Annotated in this window: 9 protein-coding genes; 4 read left to right on the top strand and 5 right to left on the bottom strand. The window is 70.7% G+C overall.

All coding sequences use genetic code 11. From position 1 onward, the window contains the following. Positions 1–19: 19 nt before the first annotated feature. The 4 genes from ACYSUO_RS00045 (at position 20) to ACYSUO_RS00030 (ending at position 20,426) form a co-directional block, all read left to right on the top strand. A complete protein-coding gene (locus ACYSUO_RS00045) occupies positions 20–3,850 on the top strand; it encodes an AAWKG family protein (RefSeq protein WP_461773866.1) in 3,831 nt (1,276 codons plus the stop codon). A 152-nt stretch (positions 3,851–4,002) separates the two neighbouring features. Continuing rightward, a complete protein-coding gene (locus ACYSUO_RS00040) occupies positions 4,003–4,461 on the top strand; it encodes a YbaB/EbfC family nucleoid-associated protein (RefSeq protein ID WP_461773865.1) in 459 nt (152 codons plus the stop codon). A 2-nt stretch (positions 4,462–4,463) separates the two neighbouring features. Continuing rightward, positions 4,464–4,847: a hypothetical protein gene (locus tag ACYSUO_RS00035; RefSeq protein ID WP_461773864.1), complete on the top strand. Its 384-nt coding sequence runs from the start codon at positions 4,464–4,466 to the stop codon at positions 4,845–4,847. Between the two features lie 81 nt (positions 4,848–4,928). Beyond that, the gene (locus ACYSUO_RS00030; protein WP_461773863.1) at positions 4,929–20,426 is read left to right on the top strand and encodes a WXG100-like domain-containing protein; all 15,498 of its coding nucleotides are present in this window, start codon (positions 4,929–4,931) and stop codon (positions 20,424–20,426) included. A 47-nt stretch (positions 20,427–20,473) separates the two neighbouring features. Here ACYSUO_RS00030 and ACYSUO_RS00025 read toward each other — a convergent pair whose 3' ends face one another. From ACYSUO_RS00025 to ACYSUO_RS00005, 5 genes are all read right to left on the bottom strand, one after another. After that, complete coding sequence (locus ACYSUO_RS00025; RefSeq protein ID WP_461773862.1) at positions 20,474–21,682, bottom strand: bifunctional class I SAM-dependent methyltransferase/NUDIX hydrolase; 1,209 nt, start codon at positions 21,680–21,682, stop codon at positions 20,474–20,476. A gap of 22 nt (positions 21,683–21,704) precedes the next feature. Further along, a complete protein-coding gene (locus ACYSUO_RS00020; protein ID WP_461773861.1) occupies positions 21,705–22,574 on the bottom strand; it encodes an NUDIX domain-containing protein in 870 nt (289 codons plus the stop codon). Positions 22,575–22,644: 70 nt separating this feature from the next. Beyond that, positions 22,645–23,601 carry an NUDIX hydrolase gene (locus tag ACYSUO_RS00015; protein WP_461773860.1) on the bottom strand — a complete coding sequence of 319 codons (957 nt, stop codon included), beginning with the start codon at positions 23,599–23,601 and terminating at the stop codon, positions 22,645–22,647. A 21-nt stretch (positions 23,602–23,622) separates the two neighbouring features. Beyond that, complete coding sequence (locus ACYSUO_RS00010) at positions 23,623–25,602, bottom strand: ABC transporter ATP-binding protein (protein ID WP_461773859.1); 1,980 nt, start codon at positions 25,600–25,602, stop codon at positions 23,623–23,625. Continuing rightward, a complete protein-coding gene (locus tag ACYSUO_RS00005; RefSeq protein WP_461773858.1) occupies positions 25,599–26,075 on the bottom strand; it encodes an NUDIX domain-containing protein in 477 nt (158 codons plus the stop codon). Before ACYSUO_RS00005 ends, ACYSUO_RS00010 begins: the two co-directional genes overlap by 4 nt. Between the last annotated feature and the right edge of the window lie 664 nt (positions 26,076–26,739).

The raw sequence follows: 26,739 nt of genomic DNA, 5'->3' as shown, positions 1-26,739 counted from the left end.
TGACCAGAAGGGACGCCCGGTGGCGGAGCGGTACGACGACAACTCTCGGGACCACATAGGCGAGTTCAAGGACGCCAAGGACCCGCAGAGCGACATCTGGGCCAACCTCGTCACGCACATCACGGGCTACCCGGTGCCGGACCGTGCCACCGTCTTCGACACACTCCGCTCCGACCACGGCGGCAAGCTCTTCCGGATGGACATCCAGCAGCACAGCCTGAGCAACGCGGTGAAGGACTCCGGCTTCCTGCAGAACAGCGGCGAAGACTACGACATCTACTTCTTCGACAGCGGCAAGAAGACGGTGATCAAGCAGGCCCGCATCGTCTTCGAAGGCCGCGTCAAGTCGGGCGACGAGATCCACTTCGCCGACCCCGGGAGCGACAACTACGCCGACGCCTCGGTCGGTTCGGGCAACGACTTCACCGATTACAACAAGGACAAGATGAGCACCGTCGCGCTCGCCCGGTACATGAACGGGCCGCGTGAGGCACTCATGAAGCTGCTGGCCGGCGGCACCGGGGACGCCCGGTTCAGCAACCTGGGAGTGGCCGAGGACGCCGCGGTCGACCTCAACTCGTTCGACCGCACCGGGGAATCCTTCGACTACGCCGCCAAGTTCTTCCGCGAGACCAAGGAAGTGCTGGAGGACTGGGAGAAGCGGTTCGGCGGCGACGGCGCGAGCTGGAAGGGCGAGGCGGCCGAGGTCTTCCGCAACCTGCTCAAGAAAGTCCGCGAGAACTACGAGAACTACATCGAGACCTTCGACGAGACGGCCGGCGACGCGGACGGTACCGGCAAGGGTGCCACCGTGTACTCGCGCGCCCTCTCGCTGGGCCGCACGTACCTGGAGAACTCCGCCAAGGAACTGCTCCAGGCGTGGAGCAAGTGGGCCAACTCCCCGTACTACGACCCACTTCAGGTGCTGCGCTACGTACTGGACGACCTGGCTATGTGGGTCGACGAGCACAACGTCGCCCAGACGGAGATCCAGACGACGACCAGCATGTACTCCTCCAGTACCTACCACACCCCGAAGGACGGCTTCAGCCAGAGCCACCCCGAGTACGGCGACCTCACCGACATCGCGAACTGGTCCAAGGTCGGCGACAAGGCCGTCAAGATCTGGAACCAGGGCATCGACCAGTACCTCGGCGAGCCCGCCCGCACGGTGCAGTCGAACCTGAACAACCACTTCCTCGACCTCTCCAAGGACTTCTCCGGCAACGTGCCGGAGCCCAAGTCGACCGGCACGGCGTCCGACGACTACGAGAAGCAGCAGGCGGAGGACGAGAAGAAGCGGATCGAGGAGGAGAACGAGAAGAACCGCCAGGAGCAGGAGGACCTCCGCAACGAGCAGAACAAGCAGCGTGAGGAGGACAAGGCCTATCAGGAGGAGTTGCGCAAGGAGCAGGAGGAGCAGCGCAACGAGGACAAGGCCTACCAGGACGAGTTGCGTAAAGAGCAGGAGGAGCAGCGCAACGAGGACAAGGCCTACCAGGAAGAACTGCGCGAGGAGCAGCGCAAGCAGCAGGAAGAGGCCCAGCGGGAGCAGGAGGAGGCTCAGCGCGAGGCCGACGAGCAGGCCAAGAACCTGCAGAACAGCCTGGGCGACATCAACGGCGGGGGAGGGGCCGGTGGCGGCGGCGACCAGAACCTCGACAAGCTCGACGAGTACCTGAAGCAGAACGGTCCGAGCACCGAGAACCTGGGCAGCATCGACGGGCTGAACGGAGGCGGTCAGGGTGGGGGTGGCCTGGGTGGTGGTGGCTTGGGCGGAGGCGGCCTGGACGGAGGCGGCCAGAACAATCCCGTCACCGAGAGCCTCGGCAACCTCGACGGCCTGAACGGGGGCGGTGGCGACCAGCAGCAGGGCAACGGCGACCCGCAGGGACTCGGCAACAACCCCGGCGTTCCGATCACGCAGAGCCTGGGCAACCTCGGCAGCCTCAACGGGGGCGGCGGGAGCGTCGGGAACACGCTCAAGACACCGACCGGCGGCAGCACGCACCTCGACGGCAACAAGCTGAACACCGACTTCGAGGACGGCAGCAAGACCTCGTTCGACCCCGAGACCGGTGAGGTCACCACGACCAACCCGGACGGTACGACCACCACCACGGACCTGGGCAACGGCAAGGAACTGCTCAACCCGGACGGGTCGAGGACCACGCTCGGCAACGACGGCAAGCTGACCACCACGTTCCCCGACGGCACCACCCAGACCGTCGACCCGGGGACCGGGCAGAGCCTCACCACCAACCCCGACGGGTCCACCCGGACGGACAACCTGGGCAGTCTCCAGGGCCTGAACAACGACGCGAACATCGACGCCGCGAACAACGCGCTGAACGAACCGCTCGGCAACAGCACCCTGGACACCCCGACCGGCGGCCAGACCCAGCTGACGGGCAACGGCGACCTGGCGACCGACTTCCCGGACGGCAGCGAGTCCGCGTTCAACCCGGGCGACAGCACGCTCACCACCACCAACCCGGACGGTTCGTCCAACACCGTCGACCTCGGCGACGGTCACTCCGTGACCAACCCGGACGGCTCGGTCACCTCCCTCGGCGACGACGGCAAGCTGACCACCACGTTCCCCGACGGCAGCAGCCAGACCGTCGACCCGTCCAACGGACAGGCCACCACCACGGACCCGGACGGTCACACCACCACGACCAACCTCGGGAACCTGGGCAATCTCAACGGCAACAACAACCCGAACGACCTGAACGACCTGAACGGCCTCGGGAACAACGACCTGGGCGACCTCGGGAACATCGACTCGCACATCCCGACCACGTCCGACCTCGGCAACTTCGGCGACCTCAACAGCGGCAACAGCCTGGCCACCCCGACCGGCGGCCACACCGGCATGGACGGCAACGACTTCGCCACCACGTTCCCGGACGGCGGGCACTCCTCGTTCGACCCCGACACCGGGGCGCTCACCCTGACCGGTCCGGACGGCGCCACCACGACCACCGACCTCACCCACGGTGCGTCGGTGCACAACCCGGACGGCTCCACCACCACACTCGACAACGGTCAGTTGACCACCACGTACCCGGACGGCAGCACGCAGACCATCGACCCGGACACCGGCCTCGCCACCACCACCGACGCCCAGGGCCACACCGAGAAGGTCAACCTCCACGACCTGAACAGCGACTTGAACGGTGGCCCGAACAGCGGCGGCAGCAACACCTCGGATCCACTGGGGGACCTGAAGGACCTGAACCTGACCGGCGGCGACCATCCGAGCACCCAGCACATCCCGACCTCCGACCTGAATCTCGGCGGAGGCGGTGTCGGGTCGAACGGCAGCACTCAGTCCCTCGGCTCGTCCCTGGGGCCGGGCGGGTACGGCTCAGACTCGCTCGGCGCGGTGGGCGGCAGCCACGTAGCGCCGCTCTCGGACAGCCCCGCGAGCAACTCCTCGCTGAACAACGGCGGGGGCGGCGCACAGCAGTCCGGTACCCCCGGCGCCCCTGGTACGCCGGGCACGCCCGGTATGCCGATGGGTGGCGCGGGCGGCATGGGCGCGGGCGGCGCCGAGAAGGGCAACGGTGAGCGGGTACGTGCCGTGCTGGTCGACGCGGCCGAGGAGAGCGAGCGGCGCAACCGCCGGCGACGCAACCCGTGGAACCGCCAGGAGGACAGTGACACCTTCCTCTCGCCGGCCTCCCGCGTCGCGACCACCACCAGCGGCGGCGGCCACGACAGCGCCGACCAGGACGCGGACACCACGGGCCGACGGACCACCAGCTCCGCCGACTACCTGGAGGAGGACGCGGACGTGTGGGGCACGGACGAGGGCGGCGCGCCCGCCGTCATCGGACGGTGAGCGCGGGTGTGCCGCGTACCGGCCGGTTACGGAGACGAACACCACTCGGCCCCGACTTCCGGAGCACACCCCTCACCAGGCAAGATCATTGTTCAGCAGGGCAGTTGACCACCCACAGCACGAAGAGACCGACGCGAAAGGGCCGAGCCGGCATGGCGGAACCGCTGGAGAAGCGTCTGGAGCAGGCGATGGTCGAGCTCCAGGAGGCCCAGGAGGCGATCGCGCGCACCGAGCGCGAGCTGCGCCAGGCATCGTTCTCGGTGCTCTCCTCCGACCGCGCGGTCCGCGCCACGGTGGGTCCTCAGGGTGAACTGACCGGGATCGAGTTCCTGGAGAACAAGCACCGCGACATGTCGCCCCAGGAGCTGGCCGCCAGCGTTCTGGAGGCGTCGAGCGCGGCCCGTACCAAGATGAACCGGCATGTCATGAAGGCGATGGCCCCCTTCGCCGAACCGAGCAGCAACGTACCGGAGTTGAAGGGCTTCGAGCTGGACTGGGAGCGGATCTTCGGCCCCGAGGTGCTGCGCGACGACGACGAGGACACGGCACGCGACGACACCCGGGCCACGCCCGCCTGGCGGGACGCGCTCGGCGAGGACGGGGTGGACTGACGATGGGACAGCGGTACTACGTCGACCCGCAGCGCATCGAAGCCTGCACGGGTCAGTTGGAGGAGATCTCCGACCTCGTCCGGAGCATGACCGAGGAGTTCCTCGACGGTCTGGCGCCCACCGTCAACTGGCCCGGCCACGAAGGGGAGTTCGCAGAGAAGGCCAAGCCGCAGGAGCAGAAGGAGCGGCAGACCACCAAGGACACCATGATGTCCATCCGGGACGCCCTGGTGGGCATCACGGACTCCACGCTCAGCCAGGTCGAGATGATGAAGCGCACCCGCGACCAGAACATCGAGGACGTCGAGCGGGGCAACAACCGGATCGAGACCGAGGGACTCGGGGACGTCGGCGTCGACGGTGTCGGGAACCGTGGTCGCCACTGACACACGCCGCACCGGCCGCTCCCGCCTCCCGGCGGCAGCGGTCGCCCAGGCCTGCCCGTACGACCCCGCGGGCGGCCCCCGATGAGCATCAAGGCCTCGCCCGAGGTCAACGCGATGATCTTCATCCTCACCGGCGAGAAGCTGATCGACGCCGACGAGGACCTCGCCTACGACAGCCGTCAGCCCTACTCCGGCCTGGGCCGGAAGATGGACCGGCTCTCGTCGCTGATCGACAAGTCGGTCCACGACATCGCCGAGGCCATGCCGGACGACCTGGCCAAGTCGTACGCCAGGGCGATGGGCACGCTCACCGATGACAATGGCACGAACTACTTGCGTCAGTTCGCCGAGCAGCTCGACAAGATCGCCGAGGGCCGGCGCAAGACCTCCATGGACATCATGGAGTCCAAGTGGCAGGTGATCGCCGAGGTCATCCGGCTGCTCATCGAGATCGCCATCTATCTCGCGATGTCGTTCTTCACCGGCGGCGCCTCGGCCAGCCAGATCATGATGGCGAAGCTGCGCAGCCGCTTCATGATCCTCACGACGCTCAGCCATCTGCTGCAGCGGCTGCACCTCGCGCCGTCGCTGACGGAGGCGTTCGCCGAGGCGTTCACCACGTTCGCGGTGCGCCTGGCGATGATGAACTTCGCGCCGAACAACCGCCGCCCGGACGGCTTCGACTGGAACCAGATCCTGAAGGACGGTGCGTTCGGTGCCGCCGCCGGGTTCCTCACCAGTGTCTTCAACAACTTCGCCCACAACATCGTCAAGAGCTACGACAACTCGTTCCTCAAGAACAGCCCGGACCTCGACTTCAAGAACAACCCGAACCTGAAGAACGACCTGGGCCCCGGCCTCACGGACCACACCCCGGGCCCCAACCCGAAGCCGAACGACCCCGGCTCCGGCCCGGGCCCCGATCCGACGCCGAAGCCCTCTCCGACTCCGATGCCGGAAGGCTCGGGCATCACCCGCAATCCGCCGTCCCTGCTGCACAACAACTCGCTGTCGTTCCTGAACAACCCGAACCTGTGGCGCAACAGCACCATCCTGCGCGACAACGCGGACAACCTGAGTGGCCTCGCGGGGCACTACGGGCTGAAGGGGACGACCGACTTCGTCGCCGCAGGTGCAGGTGAGGCGCTCGCGGAGATCTTCATCAAGGGTGTGTTCGACGGTGACTGGTCCACGAGTTGGTCCACGTTCGTCGGCGCGGGTGTCAGCAGCCAGGTCGAGTCCTCGCTCACCTCTACCGCCCTGAACAGCGGCGCCGAACTGCGCAACACCATCGACAACATGCGTACGCCGCCGACCGTCAGCGGTGGCGACAGTGGCTCCACGCGGTCCGTCGACGGCGGTGGCGGCCGTCCGCACACGGAGAGCGGGGGCGGCGACGACGCTCCCGGCTCCACGCAGACCCCGCCCACCGGCGGAGCTGAGAAGACCCCTGCCAACGAATCCGTGTTCACGGACGGCCCGCCGCCTTACGCGCCCGTGGCCCCGCCGCCGTACACGCCGCTCGCGCCCTCGGTGTCCGCCAACGAGAGCCACCTGTGGCAGCAGGTACTCACAGGTCCGGCCGACGTCCGCCAACAGGCGCTGGACGACCTGGGCGCGCTGCGCGGCACGCAGCCGCCCGGCAGCGACGAGATCGGGTTGCGTGATGGGCTGCACCGCAGTCTGTCGCAGGTCCCCGAGGTCCGGGTGGTGTCCCCGGGCGGGCCCACCGCGCAGGCCGACGTCGACCATGTCCGTGGTGTCTTGGACGGGTTGGGTATGCCGGTCACGGTGGACGCCCCCGGTGGCGGCAGCATCGTCACCGACGGCGGCGGCACGCAGGTCGTCCCGCCGGGCGACGGCCGGAGCGGACTCCAGGACCCGGGCAACGCGCCCGGGGGAGCGGCCCACAACGACCAGCCCACCACACTGCCGGGCAACGGCGCCGGCTCCACGTCCGGCACCGGCCCCAACTCCTCCACGACGCCCGGCTCCGGGCCGTCGAGCGCGCCGGGCGGCAACAACGGTGCGGCCGGCCAGGAGGGCGAGACGGCGACGGACCCGGAGTCGTCGGGTGCGCCCACACCGGACACATCGGGTGGGCCGGGCGTGGATGCGTCCGCCGTGTCCGGCTCTGGTGCTTCGGGTGGGCAGGACGTGGATACGTCTGCTGTGCCCGGCTTCGGCACATCAAGCGGCCCCGGCCCGGACACATCCGCCGTGTCCGGTCCCGGCACATCGAACGGGCCTGGCACAGGCACGTCCGCTGTGTCCGGCTCCGGTAGTTCGAACGTTCCCGGCACGGACGCGTCCGCTGTGCCCGGCTCCGGTACCTCGGACGCGTCCGGAACGAACACCTCCGAGGCAACCGGCTCCGCTCCCTCGACGGCTCCGGACTCCGACACCTCCAACGCGCCGGAGGCTGACGGCTCGCCGCAGAGCGGCGCCGAGGTCTCCGACGCACCCGGCGCCCGGACCTCTCCGACACCCGACAACTCGCCCGCACCGGGCGCCAACACGTTCCTCACGCCTGACACGGACGCCTCGACCGGACTCGGCACCGACATCTCCGAAGCAGCTGGTTCCGGCCCCTCGACCACGCCGGTCTCCCACACGTCGACGTCGCTCGCCGCCGACGGCTCGACGGCGCGCAACGCCGACACGCCGAACAGGCCAGGCACCGAGACCGGCAACGGCCCCGCATCGGTCGCCCCGCCCCCGGCGGGCACCCCGGCCGCGAACGCCAACGGCACCAACGCCGTGCCCACGCCCGGCCCCAACAGCTCCGCTGCGCCCGGCGCGGGCACCGCCAATGGCCCCCGTACCGGCGCCACCCCCACTCCGAGGAGCGACCCCGGGGCCACCACCGAGCCCCAAGGCACTCTCACGAGCCCGGAGAACACGGCGCCCGCCGGGGACTTGCAGACCCCGCCGCTCCCTGAGACCAGCACCCCACCCGACACGAACACGACCACGGAGACCGGCAGCACGCCGGACACCACCACGACGTCACCCGTCACCCCCACCTCGTCTTCGGGGACCATCACGTCTTCGGACACGACGACGTCCACGGACCTCGCAACGCCGCCGGACGCCGCCTCCAACACGTCCGGCCACAACGTCACTTCGGGCCCCGACGGACATCGCACCACCCCGCCCAAGGTGACCACCACCGGGTCCTACACCGAAGACGGCGGCACCGCAGGCGATGCCACCGTACGGGCCGAGTCGACGCCCAAGGCGGACCCGGCCGCGCAGATGCCGCCGCTGACGATCGTGGTCTCGCAGACGCCGCCACCACCGGAGAGAACCCCCGAGGCGACCGCCGTCCTGGACGGCGCCGGAACCGACCGGGCCGTCGTCTTCGGGCCCGGTGCCAACCCGGACAGCACCGGCCGCCCAGTGCGCTCCGCCGTGGAATTGACCCGGGTCGGCCCGGACGCTCCCGTCCGGGCCCGCCCGCTCGCCGGCCCTCCGCCGACCGCGCACCCGAACGCCGCCACCGAGACCGAGTTCCCCGGCGCGGACGTACTGCTCCCGCTCGCCGACGCCCTCAGCCCGTCCACCCGCCCCGCCACCGAGAGCACGACGACCTCAGGCCCGGCCCGGGAGACCGTCACCGCGTCCCGAGCGCTCACCGAAGAGGCGACCGACCCGCACCTGGAGTCGGCCCACGGCACGGGCGCACACGCCCCGGGCTCCGGCCGCGGCGCCGGCGGCACCCCACCGCCCCCGGCGCGGATCGTCGTACGGCCCGTCACCCACAGCGGGACCACCCCGGCCGACCCGGTCGTCACCACCCTGGACGGACAGACGGTGCCGGTCGCTCAACTGCGGCGCTGGATACCCGAGTCGGCCGCGCACCCGGCGCCGGGCCGGCCCGTGCGGACGCTGACCATCTCGCAGAGCCCGGCCGAGGACGGCACCCCGCTCAGCGAGCGCCGGGCCGAACTCCTCGACCAGGACAGCTTCCGCGGCGTACGCACCACGTCCGGGCCCGACAACACCTCCCGCACCGTGTTCACCGACCCGCCCACCGCGCTGCCCGGCTCCGATACCGAACGCGGCGCCGACTACTTCGCCGGGCACGGCACCCCTCGTACGGTCACGCTCGGCACCGACGACCCGGCGTACCCCAGCGTCAAGGTCAGCGGTGTGCAGCTAGGCGAGGTGCTCAAGTCCTGGTCACAGGAAGGGCAGCACGACGGGCACCAGGACCGGCCGCTGGTGCTGTTCTCCTGCGAGACCGGACAGCAGCCCGCGGTGGCGGGACTGCCCGTCGCCCAGCACGTCGCCAACCGCACCGGACGGCCGGTGTACGCGCCGACCACCGAGGTCGGCACCGCCCGCGACCGGGACGGCAACGTACGCGCCGTGCTCACCGAAGGCGCGGAAGGCCCCGGCCGCTGGCGGATGTTCACTCCCGAGCCCACCGGTGCCACCCTCGACCAGCTGGCCCGCGACGCAGGCCTGCACCGCGGCCCGGAACCAGCGGACGCCTTCGCCCTCGCCCGTACCCTCCAGCAGGTCCGCACGCTGCGCGAAGCGCTCGGCCCGGACGCCGAACAGCGCCCGGAGAACCGCGAGTTGCTGTCCGGCCTCGCCTACGTAGACGCCCTGCGCTGGCACGGCCCGCGCAGCGCGGCCCGCTACGGCGACGGCCGGATGACCCCGGACCTGCTGAACCGCATGGCCACCGACCGGCTCAACACGACCGGCGACACCCTCGCCGATCCGACGGCCGGCCCCACCGCCCGGCAATACACCGAATTCCTGCGCGCAGCCGCCGAGTTGCGCGCCGAAGCCCGGCCCGACACCACCCTCGACGTGCTACTGCCACCACCGCCCGCCGAACTGCCGCCGAGCACACTGGTCTCACCCGACGACGTACGCGGCCTCGACTACGCGCCGTCCGCACGCGTCACCTGGTCGCTCTCCGACGACCCGCTGCCCCTGTCCGAGCTGTCCCTCAGCCCCGAGGCCACCGCCGAACTGCTGCGCCGCAGGCCCGACTTGGGCCCCGTGCCGAGCAGTCGGGGGAGCCTCGCCGACAACGTCGCCCTTTTCAGTAAGAGTTCCACGACACCCGATTCCGCCAACACCATCCACGTGGACGGCCGTTCGCTGGTCCGGCTGGACACCCGCGCCGACGGCGACTGCCTCTTCAGGTCCCTGCTCGACAGCGCGCGCAGCCAGGACATCCCACCCGCCTGGGCCGCCCGCAACGTCGCCGGGCTGCGCGGTCTGCTGCGTGACCGGCTCTCCGGCTCCGAACTGGTCGCCGCGGCCGCTGCCGCGACGCCCGACCCGGTGCTTTCCGTGGTGGACGATCTGCGCATGACCGCCATCGCCGGGGTCACGGGCCCGGGCGAGCAGGTGAGAATCACCGAGGACTGGAACCGGATCGCGGACCGGGTCGTCACCGACGGCGACCCCGCCCAGTGGCGACACATCCTCACGGACAGCGGCTACCCGCAGCTCGCCGAGGTAGCGCCCACGCCCGGCGACGCGCGGCGCATCGGCACCGAAGGGCTGATCGCCGCCGCTGCCGAGCACACGGGGCTGTGGTCCTCGCCCTTCGGTGACCTCCTCCCGCACGCACTGGCGCACACCCTCGACGTAGACCTGCGACTGGTCCAGGCCGACCCGCACGGGGCGCCGGGCGACACCTTGGTCACCCCACTCAACCCGGGCGGCGGCAACGGCACCCTGCACCTGGCGTACAACGGCAGCGACCACTACGACGCGCTGATCCCTGCCTCCGCACCGCCGGCGACCGGGACGATGCCGGTCACCACCGACACGACCGTCACGCCCGAGCCCGACACCAACTCGGTTACCGACACCGACACCGACCGCTCCGACCCCTTCGGCGAGTGGCTGCGCAGCATGGGCGGGGTCACGGACGTCTTCGCCTCCGACACCAGGCCCAAGGACAGTGGCGAGACGGTCCCGTTGGAGACCCAGCTCGAACGGCACCGTCCCGCACGCCTGATGACCGGGCCGGACGCCGCCCCGCCGGGCCCGGCCCCGCGCACCGTCACCTTCGACGACGGCAGCCGACTGCCCACCGTGCTCATCAGCCCGGACTCGGACCCGAACGACAAGAGCACGGACGGCACCACCGACACCGGGACACCGGGCATCCGCACCGGCCTCTTCACCGGCCTGGGCACGCTCAACCTCCGGGCGGCCGACCTGGCGGCCCGGCAGATCCTCGACCAACTGCCGCCGAACCTGCGCTCCCAGTTCGACGAGGCCGAGCTGCTGCGGCTGCTCACCGAACAGCCCGGCGCCTTCACCGCCCCGCGCGGCGCCCGCTTCGTGGGCCGGGAGAAGTCCGGCGTCGGCCACGAGATGACCGTCGAGGCCGTCCCGTACCACCGCTGGGAACGGTTCAACGACATCGGTGGCGGCACCACACGCCTCGACACCATGCGCCGCGGTCAGGCCGGTACGGGCGGCGGTCGCAGCGTCGGCGTCGGCCGCCGGATGGCCGCCGCGCTGAGCATGGGCCCGCCGCTCAACTGGCTGCTGAAAATCGGTGTCTCGCTGGGCTGGACCCGCAGGACCGACTACACGCTCGGCACCCAGGGCTTCCACCAGTCCGAGTGGCGCGCCTTCGAGGGCTCGCATCTGCACCTGGACGACGTGCACTACCGGGTGCGGGTCGAGCGCGTCACCGAGGCACCGAAGGCCACCGGCCCGACCACAGGTGACCGCACCGGCGACAACCGCGCCCCCAACTGGCGGCGCACGCCCGTGCACACGTCCGAGTTCGCGATGCGGGACGGCCTGAGCTGGCGGCTCCCGGACGACCTCACCGTCCCGTACAAGGGCACCCGACGCGCACCCGAGACACTGACGTTCCCGGACGGCGTCGGGCCGCGCATGAGCGACACCACCGGACTGCATCTGACGGACCCGCCGGAGGACCTGGCGCTCGCCATCTCCGGTGCGCGGCCCGGCAGTTCGGCGCACCGCACACTGGTCTCCTACGTGCGGCCGGGCCGGCTGCTCGGACTGTTCGGGCGGCTCTCGGGACCGGTCAGCAGCCCCGAGCTGACCCGGGGGAGCGGGCACCACCCACTGGGTCATCTGATCGTGGAGCGGTCGGTGCCGCACCGTGCCACGCTGGTCGCCGAGTCGGTCGGCGCGGAGGTGCGCGAACTCACCCAGACCACGTACCAGAACCAGCGCGCCCATGTCCGTGACACCCGCTTCGGTGTCCAGGTCACCTCCGGCCCCAACCACAGCCTGGTCGGCCCCGATGTGGACGTACGCCTCCAGGGCGGGCCCCAGATCCGCTCGGACCTGAGCTCCGGACGCGGCCACTACTACGGTGCCGACGCGGCCCGCAAGGTCACCGGCCGCGTCCGCAACCACCCGGTCGCGCTGTACCGGGTGGAGCGCACCCTCATGGTGCGCAAGGCCGGACAGCCCGCCTCCGCCGCCCAGCCGGTGCGCGTGGTCAGCCTGGACTGGATGCCCACCCAGGACGCGCGACGGCTCGCGGGCTGGGACAGCCGCACGCCCGGCCAGTCCGGCCCGAACCCGGACGCCGAGCCGCCCGTGCCGTGGTACCTCACCCGCGAGGACCCGGTGCACCTCGGCGGACAGATCCGCGCCGAGGGCTTCCGACCGGACCGCCCGCGAAACCCCGCGCCGACCCCGCCCACGGAACCGGTCACGGACCCAGCCCTGACCCCGAACCCGGCACCGGTCACGGACTCGCCCGTAAAGACGCCCCCGGACCCGAAGACGCCCCCGGACGTCGCCGCGGACCCGAAGACGACGCCGGACCCGACCCGGCCCCAGGACCCCCTCCGGGTCTTCGCGGACACCGTCCTGGACACCCTGCACCGGTCCTACCCGACCCTGTTCGCCCCGCCACTGATGCTCCGTCACCCCCGGCTCGCCAAGCTCTGGTACGGCGACGGCCGGATGCGCACCGCGCTGCACAACGACCGCCAGGTGCGCGAGGCGCTGAACCGCCCCACCTTGGCGCAGAGCCTGGACGACCTGACCACCACCGGCGTGCCGGTCACCCTCACCGAGGACGGCAAGGTACGCCGCGGTCACCACACGCTGATCCTGCGGGCCCGGCTCACCGACCGCCGGTTCGAAAGCACCATGAGCGAGCGCTCCCTGCGCAACGGAGTGATCGGCACCGAGGTGTCCGGCCAGGGCGAGCAGGCCTCCAACACCCTCTCCGGCGGCGTCGAACTGGGCATCTCGCCCCGCGACCACACCCCCGTGCCCGGCACCAACTCCCTTGCCCAGATAGGCAACGTCACCCTCGGTGCCCGCTACGGCAGGACCGACCAGACGGCCACCCGCAGCATGTCCGCGGTCACCCACGACAACCTGGCGTTCCAGTCCACCGCCGACCTCTACAGCTACCGCGTCGAGCTGGGTGCCACCTTCGAGGGCCACCGCCGCCCGCGCGGCTGGGCCCGACTCGCCACGGCCGGCCTTCTCGGTGGCGGCATCTTCGTCAGCAAGATCGCCGAACGCCCACTGTTCGACCACGGCAGCGAGAGCGTGGGCCGCGTCGAGCTGGCGATACCCTCCGCCCACGGCTCCGACCGCCACGCCCCACCCACCACCACGCCGTCGCCGAACCCGAACTCGACCCTGCCCCCACAGCGCCTCTCCAGCATCGAGGCCGATCAACTCCTCGACGGCGACCGCCCGTTGCCGCACTCCAGCAGCGCCGACCGGGAGCTGACCCGCAAGCTGCTCACATCCCCGCACGTCGTCCTCAGTACCGAGGGCGCCGGCCCACGTACCCAACTCATGCAGGACACCGCCGACCGTGCCTCCGGCACCACCTGGCACGTCAACGCTCCCGGAGCCCCGGTGCGCACCGCACTGCGCCGCGCGATGGCCAACCTGAGCATTTCCGGTCAACTCGGCCAGTACCTGGGCCCGTTCGGCTCCCGGATCACCGGACTGAACGGCGCGGGACCGCTGCGCACGCACTACCTGAAGGCCGCGGTTCGCGGCGAGCTGACCAACGTACGGGTCAAGAGCGACCCGAAGGCGGGCAGCCTGGAGGCGACCCTCGGGAACGAGCACCGCATCCTCGGCAGCTCCGGCACGACCACGCGGGCCACCGTCGGCCTCCAGGGCAGCGACATCCCCTATCAGCACAACCAGCAGACACCCGGCCAACCGGGCGTGACCGGCACGTACCAGACGGCCCTCCAGTACGCCTGGGGCAAGGGCCGCAGCATTTCGCAGACCGTCACCCGCGGCCGTAACACCACCATCAGCTACGCGGGCCGCATGTATCTGCTGGCCGCCGACGCCACCGAGACCGTCGCCGTACGGGACCGGTGGACCGCCGCGATGGGCACGATCGGCACCCGCGCCGGCACCGCGATCGGCTCCGTCGCCGGACGTGTCTCCGACCGCCTCGGGCAGGGACTCGCCCCGCGCAAGGCGGCCGCCGCGCTCCAGCGCATCAAGGACGCGGTCATGATGCACCTGCCGATGCAGGACGCCATCGAGGCCGGACTCGCCCCGGACGGGCTGAGCACCGACACCCCGCGCAACCTCGGCGGCGGCTACCGCGTCCCCGCGTTCCTGCGCGGCCGCCGCTTCCCCACCCACCCCAGCGGCCAACTCGACGCCGGTCACGCCGCACACCAACTGCTGCCGCGCCTGGAGAAGATCGGCGTGCCCTCGCACGACCGCGAGCAGGTGCTCCAGCGGCTCTCCCCGGACTTCCTCCGCGCCCATCTGCACGAGCTGACCACCGACGGAATGACCCTGCCGGTCCGCTACCGCTCCTGGTCGAGCCCGCACCACCTGGCCGTCGGCGGCAGCCCCGGCCAACTGAAATTCAAGCTGACGCCGGTCACCACCACCGTCGAACGGCTGCGTACCGGCTACGAGTTGGAGGACTACCGCACCAACGCGCGCGACCATGCCGATGCCACCACCCAGGACCGCGGCGGCGACGTGACGCTCGGCATGGGCGAACGCATGGGCGGCGGCCCCCTGATCGCCGGACCCGCGGTCCAGGGCACCGCCACCCAGCAGCAGGCCACCACCCGTACCCGGACCGCGGGCAGCACGGCGATGCCGAACATCGCCACCACTCAGGCGCACGCCGAGATCGTCACCGACTACATCCTGAGCGTCACCATGACCGACGCGACCGGGCAGCGGCTCGCGCCGCGCGCGGTGTCGCACGTCGGCGAACTGCACGAGATGGCCCCGGCCAGTCTGCTCACCCCGGACGCCGACGGTGCCGAAGGCGCGCTCACCGAACGCGACGTGCCCGAACCGGGCCGCGCCGTAAGGATGTTGACGTCCGGGCAGGCCCGCCCGGACGGCATCGCCGCGTGGCGCACCGCACCCGCGGGCAACACCCCCGGCGCGTCCGACGTCCTGCCCTTCGACGACCGGATCGGTTCCGGCATCCTCGCCGTCGACATCCGCGGCGCGGCCAATGTGCAGGACGCCCTGACCCTCGCCACCGCCCGCGCCGACGGCTTCGGCGACAGCGACCCCGGCACGCTGCACACCGGCAACGTGCTCGACGAGCGGGTACGCATGGCCCGCCACACCCCGCTCACGGGCCTCGGTACCGCCGCCGCGCAGGCCCAGCACGAGGCCACCAGCCAGGGCGGACTGACCGCCGGATTCCGCGAGGCGCTCGGCGCACACGGCTCGCAGCTGCCGACACAGGCGTCCGCCCGCCTCTTCGGCCAGTCCCACACCGCCGACTCGCGCCTGTACGCGAAGATGCACCGCACCGGCGCCCGGCTCCTCGCCGTCGAGAGCAAGCCACGCATGGAGGCCATGCAGCGGGCGAAGACCTCCGACGCGGACGAGACCGGCATCACCGACAACGTCGAAGGCGCCATCGGCACCGGCCCCATCTTCACCACCACCGAGGCGGGTCTGGTCATCCCCGGCACCACGGTTCCGTTCGGCGGCAGCAATGACACCACCGCGCTCCGCGGCACCAACGACACCACTCTCGGCACCCACCTCAAGGTGGTCACCGACCGCAGCATGCTCTTCGCCGTGCCGGTGAGTTGGCTGACGGTCGCCGAGGCGGACCACCGGCTCACCGACAGCCGCCCGATGCAGGCGCTCGGCAAGCCCGTGCGCGGCCCGCGCGCCGCCGAGGCCGAGACCACCGCCCTGGTCTGGCTGCGCGAGGACATCGCCCGCGACTACGGCCTGCTGGACGACACTTCGTTCCCCGACGAGGTCGGCGCCGCCTGGGACACCATGTCCGAGGCGGCCGGCGACCTCGCCAAGGCCGAGTCGCGCTACTACGACGTCCGCGCCCGTGCCCGCGAGACCTGGCTCGGCCTGAGCCCGGAGGAGCAGGCCGCGCTCGGCGACGGCGACCCCGACCGGGCGACCGTCCTGCCGAAGACGATCGCCGAGTCCCCGGCCGTGACCGCCTGGCAGGCCGCACGCGACGAGGTACGACTCTGGCAGCAACGCGTCGACACCGCCGCCGCGGACCACCACCGGCTGCACCTCGCCGCGTCCCGGCTCACCGCCCACCACCAGGGCTCGACGGCCGTCCCCGTGCCGGACCGGCCGCAGGAGTACACCGAGCCGACGTGGCGCTCCGAGGCCCCCGACCCGTACAAGGTCACGGACGCCGAGGGAACCACCCCGCGCACCCTCACCTCCCCGGACGGCACCACGGTGCGCGAGGTGCACGACATGCCGCACGACGGCGCCTCGTTCTTCCACGCGCTGCTCGCCACCGCTGCCGCGCACGGCCGACTGCCACACCTCATCGGCAACGACCTCGCCGGGCGGTTCACGCACACACCCGGCGCCCCGAACGTCACCGCCGACGCCATCGGCGCCGCCCGCGACCGACTCGCCACCGCGCTGGGCGACGACGGCAACGAGGACCTCCTCGACGCGCTCGCCCTGGATGCTGCCGACACCTTCACACAGGACGAACTCGACGCCGCCGGAGTGGAGTTCAGCCCCGCCCAGCAGTCCGAGTTCGACGCGTTCGGGCGGTTGCCCCAGACCTTCTGGCCGACGCCCGCACAGCGCGTCGCCCTGGCCGTCGCGGCGCTGGCCCGCCCGTTCGCCGCCGAGCCGACCCCGGACACCTCGACGACCCGGCCGGAGGGGGAGCAGACCCCGCCCCAGCGCGTCGCGGGCGACCACGGCGGCGCCGACCTGCTGCCCGCGCTCGCCGCCCGCGTCCTCGGCACTCCGCTCACCGTCGTCACCGGTAAGGGCCGCGACCAGGTGTTCCTGCCGCACGGCGCGGACCCGGCGGCCGTCGACCCGGTCGGCGACCCGGTCCTGTTCACCACCGACGGCTTCTTCCACGCCGCACTGGTGCCCGGCACACCGGCGCCGGTCGCGACGCCACTGCCGACGCCCGCTACCGGGACGAGTACGACTACGGAACAGTCCCCAAAGCCGCCCGCGCACCGCAGCCACGCCACCCCACCCTGGTCGCCGCCGACCGACCCCAGCGGCCCGCGCTACCGCCTCGACCGCGACGGCGTCCTCACCGCACCCGACGGCGCCACGTACACCCAGGGCGAGCCCACCGGCCGCGGCAACGGCTTCTTCGGCGCGCTCAGCACGGCACTGCGGCAGGCCGCTGCCCACCCCGGAACGGAACGCCACGAGGCGGCCCGGCTGCGCGTCCGCACCGGGGTGTCGGCCGCGCAACTGATGCGCATGAACGGCCTTCCGGGCAAGCCGGACGAGCGCCCCTCCCTCTTCTCGCCCCCACCGCTGAAGCAGGCACCGAACACGCCCGCGCCCAGCCAGGACGCCCGCGACGGCCATCTGCGCCGCCACCTCGCCGAGGCTCCCTGGCAACACGACGCGGACCGCGCGGTCGCCGAATGGGCCGCCTCAGCGACCGGCACCACGCTCACCCTGATCGAGGAGAACGGCACCGCGCACACCTACGCGGGCCCGTCCTCCGACAGCACCCACATCCGGCTCCGCCGCCGCGGAGGAGACTTCGTACCGCTACTCGAACGCACCCCGGCCCCGAAGCCGGACGAGGCATACGAGCTGGACACGCTGTCGGGTGCCGGCCCCACCACGGAGGCCACGGACGCCACGCCCGACCCGGACGAGGGCCCGACGTTCGTTCCGTTCAAGTCCGGCAACTTCGAGTTCACCAACCTGAACCACACGAATGAGCGTTATCGCGACAAGGCGGTACAGATCATTGATGTGCTGAAGAAGCACCAGACGATTCGTGACTACGTCGGCGGCCGTCCGGTGCGGATCACGCTGCACGTCCGCACGACGGAGACCCCGGCGGATGTCATCGACCGGGGTGACGCGGGCGTGGACATCAATCTCGCCAGCTACTACTTCGAGAAGTACGACATCGGCTACGTCATGGGGATGCTGTCCCACGAGATCGGACTGCATCCGCTCGCTTCCCGGAACACGGACATCCCGGACGAGGAGTCGATGTTCCAGGGGATCCCGCTGCCGGTGCCCGGTCTGGAACATCTGAATCCGCCGCGCACGATGAACACGCAGAGCGCGGGACAGGCGGACCACATCATGGCCGCGTTCCCGAGCAGTACGCGGCACCGGATCTACCGGGACATCGTCCTCGGGATGGCGGACATTCTCGCGGCGGATGCGCGCACCGGTGAGGAGGGCGCGAAGGCGAGGGACGTCACCGATCTGATCGACACCTATCTGATGGACGTCGCGTCGATCGCCATCACCAGTGACTACCGGGTGAACGCGGCCAAGGAGCCGGCCAACACGGCGAAGGTCTACAACGCGTACAAGGAGATGTTCGTCCAGCAGTTGGCGGCGGACAGCCCGGTGCGTGCACTGGTTCCTGCGGACAAGGGCTGGTTCGGCGTCGCGAGGGACTTCACGACGCTGGCCGCCAGTCTCGGTACGAACAACCGTGGCGACAGCATTCAGCGCCCGTTGCCTCCGTCGGGAGCGGCGCGCCCCCGGCTTCCGCAGGGGACGCAGGGCACCCAGCCGCCGGTTCAACAGGTCACTCCGCCGGTTCTGTTGGGGCCGCGGGACGAGAGACCTCGTTTCGTGGTGCGTTCCGGCTTCGACGCGCGGCGGTTCGTGTTCGGTGGCGAGCCGGTCACGGATCTGACGGTGCGGCTGGCGCTGCGCGGTGGCGAGGAAGGCGATTCGCAGCAAGTGTTCGACACATTGCTCGCTGGTGTGTCGGAGTTCTTGAACGGTCCGTCCTATCACCTGCCGAACGGCGACCGTTTGCACGTGACGGTGGAGCGTGTGGCGCCGGGGGAGTCCCCGCATCTGACGGTGGACCTGGTGGGTCGCGACCGGCCGATGGATCAGACGGTGTGGTGGGCGGATGCCGAACCGGTGCGTCTGGTGCACGAGTTGACGCACCAGCTGGGTCTGCGCGACGAATACCGGGACGCCGACACGCCGCACCGGCCCCACATCCAGGGCAGTCTGCTGGGAGCGGTGAACGAGAGTCCCGAGGACCCGTCTCCGCTCGCCGCCGGGCTGCGCGGTCGGCACCTCGCACTGATCAGCAGGCTGATCGGCGACGTCGACCCGCATTCAGTCGACCTGCTTTCAAGTGAGCAGGCAAACGCGCAGAGTTGGGACGCGGCCCGCCTCGACACCACGCCCGCACCGCGCGAGGCCGTATGGGTCGACCCGGTCTCCCTGCCCCGGCCCACCGAAGGAACCGACCCCACCGGGACGGCGACGGAGGTCGCGGCGCGCGCACCGGCGGACCCGAACGCCGCGTCCGATGTCACCCCCGCCTACGCCCCATTGCGGTCGGGGAACATCGAGTTCACCAACCTCAAGCACACCGATCAGCGCTACCGCGACAAGGCGGTGCGCATCATCGAACTGCTCCAGGACCACGAGGTCATCAGCACCTACCTCGGCAACCGCCCCTGCCGCATCACGCTGCACAAACGCGACCTACTGAAGCAGGAGCCCCCCGCCGACGTGCAGGACCTCGGCGACGAGGGCGTGCGGATCAACCTCGCCAGCTACTACTTCGAGACGTACGACATCGGTCACGTGATGGGGATGCTCGCCCACGAGATCGGCCTGCACCCCCTGGCCTCCCGTGACACGCGGATCGCGGTCGAGGAGGCGATGTTCGAGGGCGCGGAACTCCCGGTGCCGGGCCTCGAGGGGCACAACCCCCGGAGGTTCATGACGACGGAGGGCGCCGGGCAGCAGGACCACATCATGGCGGCCTACCACCTCACGAGACGACACGGCATCTACCGCGATGTCGTCCTGGGCCTGGCCGAGTTGCTCCGGACCGAGGGACATCCCCGGGACGTCAGGGACCTGTTCGACTGCTTCCTGATGGACCTCGCGTCCATCGCCGTCACCAACGACCACCGGGGCGACGCGGCGAAGGCGCCGCGGAACACCGCGGCGTCCTTCAACGCCTACAACCAGCTGCTCCGCGAGCACCTCACGGAGAACGGCCGGACCGCCCTGCTGGAATTCCTGCCGTCGCGGAAGACCTTCGCAGGCGTCCTGAACGACTTCCGCCGCCTCGGCACCAACGCCACGCTCTACAACAACGGCGACAGCATCCAGTCCGTCTGACCGGCGGACGGACCCCGGGGCAGCCTTCCACGAGCACGCCGAAGGGTTCACGCCCTCGCACTTCCCTCGGCACACGACGGTGTCGTGCGGTGGGCGTAGGCGGTGAAGTGGGCCGGCGCATGAGAGATGGGCAGGTCGGGGCGCCAGGCGGTGAGGATCTGGGCGCTGCACTCGAACAGCCCGTCGGGTAGCTCGTCGAGCGGCCACCAGGCCCAGTCCCCGACGCTCTCGTCCGGCTGGGTGGCGGGCTCGCCCTCCCAGGCGGTGACGAGGGCGCCCACCGTGACGCGGACGACGTCGCCGACGTGATCGACGAGAGTGCCCAGGAGGGTGACGTCCTGGGTGCGCGCGGACAGGCCGGTCTCCTCGGCCAGCTCGCGCGCGACCGCCTGCTCCAAGGTTTCACCGACCTCGAGCGATCCACCGGGGAGTTCAAGTGTGCCGCGGCGGTGGCGCCCCAGGAGCAGACCGCGCTCACCGAGGACGATGGCGCCCACTCCGATCGCCGCGTGCGGGGCGGGCGGGCGCCGACTGCGGGGACGGCTGGTGATTCGCGCCGGTAGGACGGTTCTGCGTCGCGCCTGGATGAGCTGGCAGATCACGGGGTTGTCCGGCTCGGGCGCATGGAGCCGGGTGATCGCCTCTACCGTGAATCCGTAGTCCGTCAACAGGTCTTCCCATACCTGCGCGGTCAGTACCCAGGCCTGGAGAGGCAGCGGCTCCATTCCCTTGAGGCCGACCGTCTCCGCGCGCGGGGCCACGGTGGCGGAGGGGCCCTGGCCGAGCCAGTTGGTGTGCAGCACGGAGAAGACGAGCGGGGCGCCGGGCAGCAGTCCGTCGCGCAGCGCGGGCAGCGTGGTGTGCGGGTCGATTCCGGCGAGCGTACAGATGCCGTACGCCGCGTCGTACGGCCGAGCCTGCTGAAGGTGCTCGATCACGTCCGCGTGCAGGAACCGGACGCCGGGTACGTCGCCGAAGTGCTCGGCGGCGCGTCGATGTTGGGTGGGCGAGAGCTCGACCGCATCGACGAGTGCGTCGTGGGTCCGGGCGAGGTGGACGGCGTAGTGGCCGGCGCCGGAGCCGATGTCCAGGACCCGCTTGCCGGCCAGGGGGCCGAGCACGTCGTCGCCCGGTCCGACACCGTCCGAGAAGCCCCAACGCAGCTGTTCAGGTACGGGCGGCATGTAGGACCGGTCGAGTTGGAACTGGCCGTAGGCAGTCCAGGTCTCGGGGTTGGGGAACGCTTCGATGGACATGAGGACTCCAAGGGGGGCGGGATCAGGCGGAACCGGTGACGAGGTAACGCGGACCATCGCCGATGCGGGCCTGTTCGGCGGCTTCCAGGCGCGCGAATGGGTCCGCGCCCATCAGGTGTCGCCATTCGTCGAGGGTGTGGATCGCCCACATGTCGTGCTCGGCCGGGTCGAGTTGGATCTTCCGCAGCTGATCAGACGTGAGGGTGCCGCCGTCGAAAATGAAGCCGATCTTGCCCATCGGCCAGCGCGCGGTGGGGCGTAGGTAGTGGGTCAGCAGCAGGCAGGGGTGGCCCTGGCCGAGCCGGAGCCCGGTTTCCTCAACTGCTTCGCGGCGCGCGGTCTCCAGGGGGTCCTCGTCGGTGTCGGTGTTCCCGCCGGCGAACTGCCAGGCCCGGCCCTGGTACACGGACCGAAGCTGGAACGGCCGGTCGCGCTCGTCGCGTAGATAGAAGCAGCTGTACACCGTGTGGTGCGGAAGCGTCTGCACGTACGCCTCGGGGGACATGGGCATGGGCTGTCCAGCGAGCGCCGGACGATGATCGAACTCGATCGCGATCGGCCCCAGCGCTTCCTTCTGCGGCGGATAGATGCGGCGCAGGTTGGCGAGTTGTTCCTCGCGCGTGGCGTCCGGGTCGATGCGGGAGGCGTCCTCCGCAGCGAGCAATTCGGCGAAGTCGGCGTAGCGGGTGATCCGTGCGGCTCTCACGTCGAGTTCGCGTCCCGAGTCTGCGCCGTGGAACACGAGTACGTCGCCGACCGCGGCGCCCTCCATCCGAGGTGTGCGCACGCGGACTTCGATGGTCTTGCGGCCGGAAGCAACCTGGGCGTAGTAGCGCTCATACAGGCTCAGCCGGTGCTGCGGCGCGATCGCCCCGGGATTCGGATCAGTCACGGACTTCCTTTGTCGAGTGGGTGGTTGAGGGGTCCGCCGCGGTATCGCGTGGGAAACGGGAGGCGCCGGATCACTTCCAACCCATCGCCGAGTAGGGCTTGTTGTCGGAGATGGCGCGGAGCGCGACGCGCGTGTACTCCACGAGCGGCTCGGGCAGGGCGTCCAGCGGCCACCACCGCCATTGCGTGCACCGGTCGGGTTCGAGCACCCGTGGCTCGCCGCTCCATCGGGAGGCGGTGAAGAACATCTGGATGCGCGAGATGGGACGGTCCGGGTCAAGGAGGTCCAGGGTGTGGGCCAGCTGGAGATCGGAGGCGGCGATGGTGAGTCCGGCCTCCTCGGCCGACTCGCGTACGACGCAAGCGAGAGCTGATTCCCCGGACTCACGGTGTCCTGCCGGAAGATGCCAGGCGCCGGGCGCGAACGCGCTGTCGGGATGGCGTCGGCCGAGCAGCACCGCACCGTCGCGTACGAGGACGAGGTGCGCGCCGACGATGCTGCGATCACGGTGTCCGGCCGGCTCCGTCACCTGTACGACGGCGGGCAGGCCGGCGTCGTCGAGGAGGGGCTGCGGATGACGTTGGTGCTCGTCGAGGATCGTCATGGTGCTGGGGTCCATCGTCATCTCGGCGGTCTCCTCGATGCGCGTCCAGCGCAATTGGATGCCTTCGCGGAGTTCGATCTCGTGGATGGGCCGGTTGAGCGTGCCGAGGTAGATATGGACACGGGCGGTCAGCACACCGTTCGCGTCGACGGTGTCCCGGTCCCGGAACGGGACGAGGTCCTCGACGACCAGGCCGACCTCCTCCAGTAGTTCGCGCCTGATGCAGTCGTCGGCGCCCTCTCCGGCTTCGAGCTTGCCGCCGAGCAGACACCAGTGGCCGGCGCGCCAGATCGGTTTGTTGGCCGCGCGCAGGTGCAGCAGGTACTCACCGGCGTCGTTGACGAGCAGGGCGGCGGTGCCGTTCTTCGGGGTTGCGTCCGCCTGACGTGCAACGGTGTCGGTGTCGGTGGAGGGGAGGGACACAGTGCTCCTTCGGAGGGTCGGTCAGGCGGGCTCGGCGGTCGTGGGCCGGGCGGGGCGGGGAAGGGCGCCGGCGTATTGGGCGGCCTGGACACGGAACATGGACGCGTACTGCTTGTTGGCCGCGATGAGTTCGTCGTGAGTGCCGTGCTCGACGACGCGCCCCTTGTTCAGGACGTAGATCTGGTCCGCCCATCGCACGCCGGACATGCGGTGCGTCACCAGCACCACGGCGCGGTCGGGCGACGCCAGTTCCCGGATGCGGTCGAAGGCGCGGATCTCGGCCTCGGGGTCGAGGGCGGAAGTCGGCTCGTCGACGATCAGGAGGCTGTCCGCGGTGGATGTCTCGGTGCGCCGGTGTGAGCGGGCCAGGCCCACCTTCTGCCACTCGCCGCCGGACAACTCGCTCGCGCCACGGAACATGCGTGCCAGCAGGGTGTTGAGCCCGCCCGGCAGTTTGGCGAGTACCGGCGCGGCCCCGGCGAACTGCACCGAGTGGTTCAACTCGCCCTCGGTGGCGGGGTGGTCGGGGCGGCCGATGCGGATGTTCATCGATGCAGTCATGGGCCAGCGTTGAAAGTCCTGGGTCAGCTGTCCCACCCGCTTGAAGAGCTGGAAGCGGTCAAGGCCGGTGACGGGGGAGCCGCCCCAGGAGACCGAGCCGGTGCCGGGGACGAGGAGGCCGCTGATGATCTTCACCAGGGTGGACTTGCCCGCGCCGTTGTCACCGACCACAGCAGTAACGCTGCCCATGGGCAAGGTCAACGACACGGCGTCCAGAGCTGGTTCGTCCCGATCGGGGTAGTGGTACGTGACCTCGTCCAGAACGATCGCGTCGATGCGCTCCGGCGGTGCCTCGCCGCCTGTGGGGATGGCACGCCGGGCGGCCTCGACCAAGAAGCGTTCGTGGTCCTGGACGTACAACGACTCCTCGTGGAGGTCGTTGACGTTCATCACCAGGGAGCCGAGGCTGGCCGAGCCGGAACGAATGGCGAAGACCGCGGTGCCGGCAACGGCCAGGCTCATCCGCCCGCCCGTGATCAACCAGAACATCACCGCGTACGTCGCCGCCGTGGCGAGGCCGGACAGCGCGGTCGCCAGCAGCTCCGTCGCCGCCTTCCCGTTGGCGAGCCGCTGTTGCTCCTCCTCCGCGTTCTCGGCCATGTCCCGGTAGCAGGTGAGCAGGTAGGGCCCCACGCCGTGCAGCCGGACTTCCTGGGCCGCGCTGCGCTCGGTCAGCAGGTTGCCGATGAGGCGGCTGGCCCGCAGATGCTCGACCCAGTTCAGTACCGATACGTAGCGGCGTTGCGCGACCCGCATCGCGCCCCAGCCCCGAGGGGCCACGATCAGCAGCAGCATCGGGATGAGGGCCCAGTGGAGCACCAGCAGGATGCCGGCGGTGGAGACGAGCCCGATCGTGCTGTTCAGGCCGGCCACGCAGGTGGAGATCATGCGACGTGCGTTGGTGGGGCCGTAGTAGGCGACGTCGAGGAGACGCCGGAAGGCCGGGTCCTCGATCGCCTCCAGCTCGACCGCCTGTGCCGCGTCCAGGTACTCCGTCGTGGTGATCCGTTCGACGAGCGGCTCCAGACGGCCCGCGCGGGAGGTCGACCAGCCGGCCAGGGCCGAGTTGACCACGGCGGCGCCCGCGCCGAGGATCAGCGCGGGCAGAGCCGTGCGGACGCGGTCGGCAGGCGTTCCCGTGTCCAGCAACGCGTGCATGACGGCGTTCAGGACGAGCAGGTTCACCGCCGTGACGATCCCCTGGCCGACTTCGCAGACGCCGACGCTCAGCAGGGCGCCCCGGTCGGCCCGCCAGGCTCGTCGCAGGGTGCCCCACACTTGGCGGGGCGTAGAGCGAAGGGCGGTCCACAGGGTCAACTCCACCCGTGCGTGCTCGTGTTCGGTCCACCCCATGTCGTAGCGCAGCGGCCCTCCGAACAGCTCCTGCTCAGAGGCGGAGACCTTGGGCTCCACGACCCGTGGACGGCGCAGCACGCTCATGTCGCATCACCGGCCGCGGGAGCCGTGGCGGGGGCGTCCATGATTTCGGCGTACAACGTCCCCTCGACGAAATGGCGTAGCACGCCTTGCGTGTACGGGTGGCAGTTCGCGGGCGGGTCGCCCGGCTCGGCCCACAGCAGTTCCGCGTGCTTCTCCGGTTCCTTGTTCGTCGCGGTCCCTCCCCAGCGGCGGGTCACCCAGGCCGCACCGAGTCGTCGTGACCTGTCGGCGGCGACGAACTGGAAGAGCCCGCAGAACTCCGCGTCAGCCGGATCGATCCGGATCCCCAGCTCCTCCTCGGCTTCCCGGATCGCCCCTTCCAGCGGTGACTCACCCGCCTCCAAATGACCACCCACAACGGTGATTTGACCCGCCGCGTACCGCCCCTCTGCCCGGCGCAGAAGCGGCATTCGCCCGTCGTCGCGGTACGGGAGCATCAGCACGTCGACGATGCTCGTGTAGCGGTCCCTCACGCGGACACCGCCTGGGATGTCCCTCCGAGCTGCTCCGGAGCGCCGACGGACGTACAGGGATGGGGAGGGCGGGTTCCAGGAGGTCCGAGGTGCACGGGCACGGGGATTTCGAGCGTGGTGTGCGCGCCAATGGTGATCAGTTGGCGGGGCATGCGGCCTCCTCGGTGTGCGTGCTTCTCGGACAGGTGCTCGGAATAACGGGCGTTCGCGCCAGTCGTTCGGGGCACGGCAGGGGTATTTCTTGGAACGTATGTGCTGTTCTGCCGGTTTGCCCAGGTGCTCCGGCGTGCGTCGGGAAGGAGGCCGCACGTCCGTCACGCGTGTGGGGGTCTCGCCGCCCTCGCCCCGTGTCGGAGGTTGCGGCTACCGGGGGTGATGGGCCGTCAGGCGGGTCGTGCGGGCGGCGCGGCCGGGGTGAGCCGAGGAGCCGTCGACGACCGAGCCGGAGAGGTCCGGGTGCTGGGTGCTTCCGGGAGGAGGCGCGTGTTTCGCTCGCATCGCCGTTGAGGAGACACGGAAGGGCGTCTGACCCCCCACAGACGGGGGCGGGGGCCCGGCCGGTGTGCGATGGGTACAGAGGGGGGGGGCGAGGGCCCCCCCCCGCCCCGCCCCGCCCCGGAGGGGCGGGTGAGCGCCCCCCCCGCGGGGGGCCGCAGGGGGGGGC

It is taken from the genome of Streptomyces sp. UC4497 (assembly GCF_054871485.1).
Note: the sequence above shows the minus strand (reverse complement) of the source record. Positions and strands in the feature narration are given on the sequence as shown.